2 tRNA genes and 3 rRNA genes are annotated in these 5,304 nt (G+C 48.7%); all 5 read left to right on the top strand.

The annotated features are described in order from the left end of the window. The first annotated feature begins 207 nt into the window (after positions 1–207). A 16S ribosomal RNA gene (locus L1S31_RS14725) occupies positions 208–1,719 on the top strand. 88 nt (positions 1,720–1,807) lie between these two features. After that, positions 1,808–1,881, top strand: a tRNA-Ile gene (locus L1S31_RS14720). An 83-nt stretch (positions 1,882–1,964) separates the two neighbouring features. Then, positions 1,965–2,038 (top strand) — tRNA-Ala (locus tag L1S31_RS14715). 123 nt (positions 2,039–2,161) lie between these two features. Further along, positions 2,162–5,040: ribosomal RNA gene (locus L1S31_RS14710) — 23S ribosomal RNA — on the top strand. Positions 5,041–5,176: 136 nt separating this feature from the next. Beyond that, positions 5,177–5,286 (top strand): 5S ribosomal RNA (gene rrf, locus L1S31_RS14705). The 16S, 23S and 5S rRNA genes sit together here with 2 tRNA genes alongside, the layout of an rRNA operon. Positions 5,287–5,304: the final 18 nt, after the last annotated feature.

Here is a 5,304-nt window from a genome sequence, read left to right as displayed (position 1 = left end):
GAACACCGCTTACAAATAAGAGCATTGTGAGGTAATCGAAAGAGTGGCGGAAAAAGAGAATAGATACGTTCATAGACATATTGAATTGACAGCCGTTTTGAGAGAGATTTCAAAACAAATAAAAGAGAGTAAGAGAATCGGAAGATTTGAAAAGCCTGGCCTTTGTCTAAATTACGAATGCAGGACGCGAGTCCAGCATAACAATATACGATGAAGAGTTTGATCCTGGCTCAGGATGAACGCTAGCGGCAGGCCTAACACATGCAAGTCGAGGGGTAGTATAGCAATATATGAGACCGGCGCACGGGTGCGTAACGCGTATGCAACCTACCTTTTACAGGGGAATAGCCCAGAGAAATTTGGATTAATGCCCCATGGTATATATCATTCGCATGTTTGGTATATTAAAGTTCCAACGGTAAAAGATGGGCATGCGTCCTATTAGCTAGATGGTAAGGTAACGGCTTACCATGGCTACGATAGGTAGGGGTCCTGAGAGGGAGATCCCCCACACTGGTACTGAGACACGGACCAGACTCCTACGGGAGGCAGCAGTGAGGAATATTGGACAATGGGCGCAAGCCTGATCCAGCCATGCCGCGTGCAGGAAGAAGCATCTATGGTGTGTAAACTGCTTTTGTACGGGAAGAAACACCCCCTCGTGAGGGGGCTTGACGGTACCGTAAGAATAAGGATCGGCTAACTCCGTGCCAGCAGCCGCGGTAATACGGAGGATCCAAGCGTTATCCGGAATCATTGGGTTTAAAGGGTCCGTAGGCGGTTTGGTAAGTCAGTGGTGAAAGCCCATCGCTCAACGATGGAACGGCCATTGATACTGCCAGACTTGAATTACTGGGAAGTAACTAGAATATGTAGTGTAGCGGTGAAATGCTTAGATATTACATGGAATACCAATTGCGAAGGCAGGTTACTACCAGTGGATTGACGCTGATGGACGAAAGCGTGGGGAGCGAACAGGATTAGATACCCTGGTAGTCCACGCCGTAAACGATGGATACTAGCTGTTCGGGGCAACCTGAGTGGCTAAGCGAAAGTGATAAGTATCCCACCTGGGGAGTACGTTCGCAAGAATGAAACTCAAAGGAATTGACGGGGGCCCGCACAAGCGGTGGAGCATGTGGTTTAATTCGATGATACGCGAGGAACCTTACCAAGGCTTAAATGTAGTTTGACAGGTTTGGAAACAGATCTTTCTTCGGACAAATTACAAGGTGCTGCATGGTTGTCGTCAGCTCGTGCCGTGAGGTGTCAGGTTAAGTCCTATAACGAGCGCAACCCCTGTTGTTAGTTGCCAGCGAGTAAGGTCGGGAACTCTAACAAGACTGCCAGTGTAAACTGTGAGGAAGGTGGGGATGACGTCAAATCATCACGGCCCTTACGCCTTGGGCTACACACGTGCTACAATGGACGGTACAGAGAGCAGCCACTACGTGAGTAGGAGCGAATCTACAAAACCGTTCTCAGTTCGGATCGGAGTCTGCAACTCGACTCCGTGAAGCTGGAATCGCTAGTAATCGGATATCAGCCATGATCCGGTGAATACGTTCCCGGGCCTTGTACACACCGCCCGTCAAGCCATGGAAGCTGGGGGTACCTGAAGTCGGTGACCGTAAGGAGCTGCCTAGGGTAAAACTAGTAACTGGGGCTAAGTCGTAACAAGGTAGCCGTACCGGAAGGTGCGGCTGGAACACCTCCTTTCTAGAGACTATAATAAGGACTGGGTCCTAAATCAGGAAAATTCAATTACTCTCGCTGTTGGTTCAAATAATAAAAAGCAAAAAAACAGAGTCTCGTAGCTCAGCTGGTTAGAGTACTACACTGATAATGTAGGGGTCGGCAGTTCGAGTCTGCCCGGGACTACTTTTTTAAGCTTGGAAATTCTAGGGTTGAGCATACTATGAGCAAATTCATAACTCATAACTAATAACTCATCGCTAAAAAATGGGGGATTAGCTCAGCTGGCTAGAGCGCCTGCCTTGCACGCAGGAGGTCATCGGTTCGACTCCGATATTCTCCACTAGCGCTAAAAGCGATGCTGATTAAATTCGGTGTTGCCGCGCCACGTTCATTGACATATTGAGATAAGAAAATAATAACAAAGTAGAAAGAACACGGTTATGAGCAATCATAACCAAAAGTACAATAAGCAAAATAAGGGCGTATGGGGGATGCCTAGGCTCTCAGAGGCGATGAAAGGCGTGATAAGCTGCGAAAAGCTACGGGGATCGGCACACACGATTTGATCCGTAGATACCTGAATGGGGCAACCCGGCATGTTGAAGACATGTCACTCCGATAGGAGGGCAAACCCGCTGAACTGAAACATCTAAGTAGGCGGAGGAGAAGAAAACAAAAGTGATTCCGTAAGTAGTGGCGAGCGAACGCGGATTAGCCCAAACCAAAGTTGTTACGGCAATTTTGGGGTTGTAGGACCACGATATTCCTTGCGGATTGAATTAGAATTACCTGGAAAGGTAAGCCATAGAGGGTGACAGCCCCGTATAAGTAAGAGAAGATAAGGATAGTGGTATCCTGAGTAGGGCGGGGCACGTGAAACCCTGTCTGAATTTGGCGGGACCATCCGCTAAGGCTAAATACTCCTGAGAGACCGATAGTGAACCAGTACCGTGAGGGAAAGGTGAAAAGAACCGTGAATAACGGAGTGAAATAGATCCTGAAACCATACGCTTACAAGCGGTCGGAGCCCTTTAGTGGGGTGACGGCGTGCCTTTTGCATAATGAGCCTACGAGTTAACGTTGCTGGCAAGGTTAAGCATTTAAGATGCGGATCCGTAGCGAAAGCGAGTCTGAATAGGGCGCTTTAGTCAGTAGTGTTAGACGCGAAACCGTGTGATCTACCCATGGGCAGGATGAAGCTGTGGTAACACATAGTGGAGGTCCGAACCGGTTGACGTTGAAAAGTCTTCGGATGACCTGTGGGTAGGGGTGAAAGGCCAATCAAACTCGGAAATAGCTCGTACTCCCCGAAATGCATTTAGGTGCAGCGCAAGTGTTAAAGTTATATAGAGGTAGAGCTACTGATTGGATGCGGGGGCTTCACCGCCTACCAATTCCTGACAAACTCCGAATGCTATATAATGTTTACTTGCAGTGAGGGCATGGGTGCTAAGGTCCATGTCCGAGAGGGAAAGAACCCAGACCATCAGCTAAGGTCCCAAAATCTATACTAAGTTGAAAAAACGAGGTTTGTCTGCCCAGACAGCTAGGATGTTGGCTTGGAAGCAGCCATTCATTTAAAGAGTGCGTAACAGCTCACTAGTCGAGCGGACGAGCATGGATAATAATCGGGCATAAGTATAGTACCGAAGCTATGGACTTGATTTATCAAGTGGTAGGGGAGCATTCCAACATCAGCGAAGGTGTGTCGTAAGGCATGCTGGAGAGGTTGGAAAAGAAAATGTAGGCATAAGTAACGATAATGCGGGCGAGAAACCCGCACACCGAAAGACTAAGGTTTCCTCAGCTATGCTAATCAGCTGAGGGTTAGTCGGGTCCTAAGGCGAACCCGAAAGGGACAGTCGATGGCCAACGGGTTAATATTCCCGTACTACTGTTAATTGTGATGGGGTGACGGAGTGATGAAAGTACCGCGAACTGACGGAATAGTTCGTTAAAGCACCTACCTATAAGAGCCGCAGGCAAATCCACGGCTTTTGGGGAAATGCGATAGTACACGGAGTCTTCGGACAAAGTGATAGTGTACCTAAGGGCTTCCAAGAAAAACCTCTAAACTTAGATTAACAGTACCCGTACCGTAAACCGACACAGGTAGTCGAGGAGAGAATCCTAAGGTGCTCGAGAGATTCATGGCTAAGGAATTAGGCAAAATAGACCTGTAACTTCGGGAGAAAGGTCGCCAGCAGCAATGCTGGCCGCAGTGAAAAGGTCCAGGCGACTGTTTATCAAAAACACAGGGCTCTGCAAAATCGTAAGATGAGGTATAGGGCCTGACACCTGCCCGGTGCTGGAAGGTTAAGAGGAGATGTTATCTTCGGAGAAGCATTGAATTGAAGCCCCAGTAAACGGCGGCCGTAACTATAACGGTCCTAAGGTAGCGAAATTCCTTGTCGGGTAAGTTCCGACCTGCACGAATGGTGTAACGATCTGGACACTGTCTCAGCCATGAGCTCGGTGAAATTGTAGTATCGGTGAAGATGCCGATTACCCGCAGTGGGACGAAAAGACCCTGTGCACCTTTACTATAGCTTAGTATTGGTCTTGGATAAGTGATGTGTAGGATAGGTGGGAGACTGTGAAGTGGCGTCGCCAGGCGTTGTGGAGTCATTGTTGAAATACCACCCTTTGCTTATCTGAGGTCTAACCCCGTTTTACGGGGGACATTGCTTGGTGGGTAGTTTGACTGGGGTGGTCGCCTCCAAAAGAGTAACGGAGGCTTCTAAAGGTTCCCTCAGCACGCTTGGTAACCGTGCGTAGAGTGCAATGGCATAAGGGAGCTTGACTGAGAGACATACAGGTCGATCAGGTACGAAAGTAGAGCATAGTGATCCGGTGGTTCCGCATGGAAGGGCCATCGCTCAAAGGATAAAAGGTACGCCGGGGATAACAGGCTGATCTCCCCCAAGAGCTCATATCGACGGGGGGGTTTGGCACCTCGATGTCGGCTCGTCACATCCTGGGGCTGGAGAAGGTCCCAAGGGTTGGGCTGTTCGCCCATTAAAGTGGCACGCGAGCTGGGTTCAGAACGTCGTGAGACAGTTCGGTCTCTATCTACTGTGGGCGCAAGAAATTTGAGTGGATCTGATTCTAGTACGAGAGGACCGAATTGGACAAACCTCTGGTGTATCTGTTGTTCCGCCAGGAGCACCGCAGAGTAGCTACGTTTGGAAGGGATAAGCGCTGAAAGCATATAAGCGCGAAACCCACCACAAGATGAGATTTCTTTTAAGGGTCCTGGAAGATGACCAGGTCGATAGGCTATAGATGTAAAGGCAGTAATGTCATAGTCGAGTAGTACTAATAACCCGTAAGCTTATGTACGCCGCTTCCGCCCGCAAGGGCGGGGCACTCTTTGTTTTCCCGCCTTCGCGGGAATGACAGTCTTTGTTTTTTTCTTTATCTCAGTATGTTAAGATATTCTGTAATGTTGTCCAAAAGACACCCTTGCAAAACCTCTTAAGGTGGTTATTGCGTCGGGGCTCACCTCTTCCCATTCCGAACAGAGAAGTTAAGCCCGACTGCGCAGATGGTACTGCAGTTATGTGGGAGAGTATGTCGCCGCCTTTTTTTCAGTGAGTCCTGACT

The organism is Flavobacterium wongokense, from assembly GCF_021608265.1.
GTDB classification, from domain to species: Bacteria; Bacteroidota; Bacteroidia; order Flavobacteriales; family Flavobacteriaceae; genus Flavobacterium; species Flavobacterium wongokense.
This window is presented reverse-complemented; position numbering and strand designations above follow the sequence as displayed.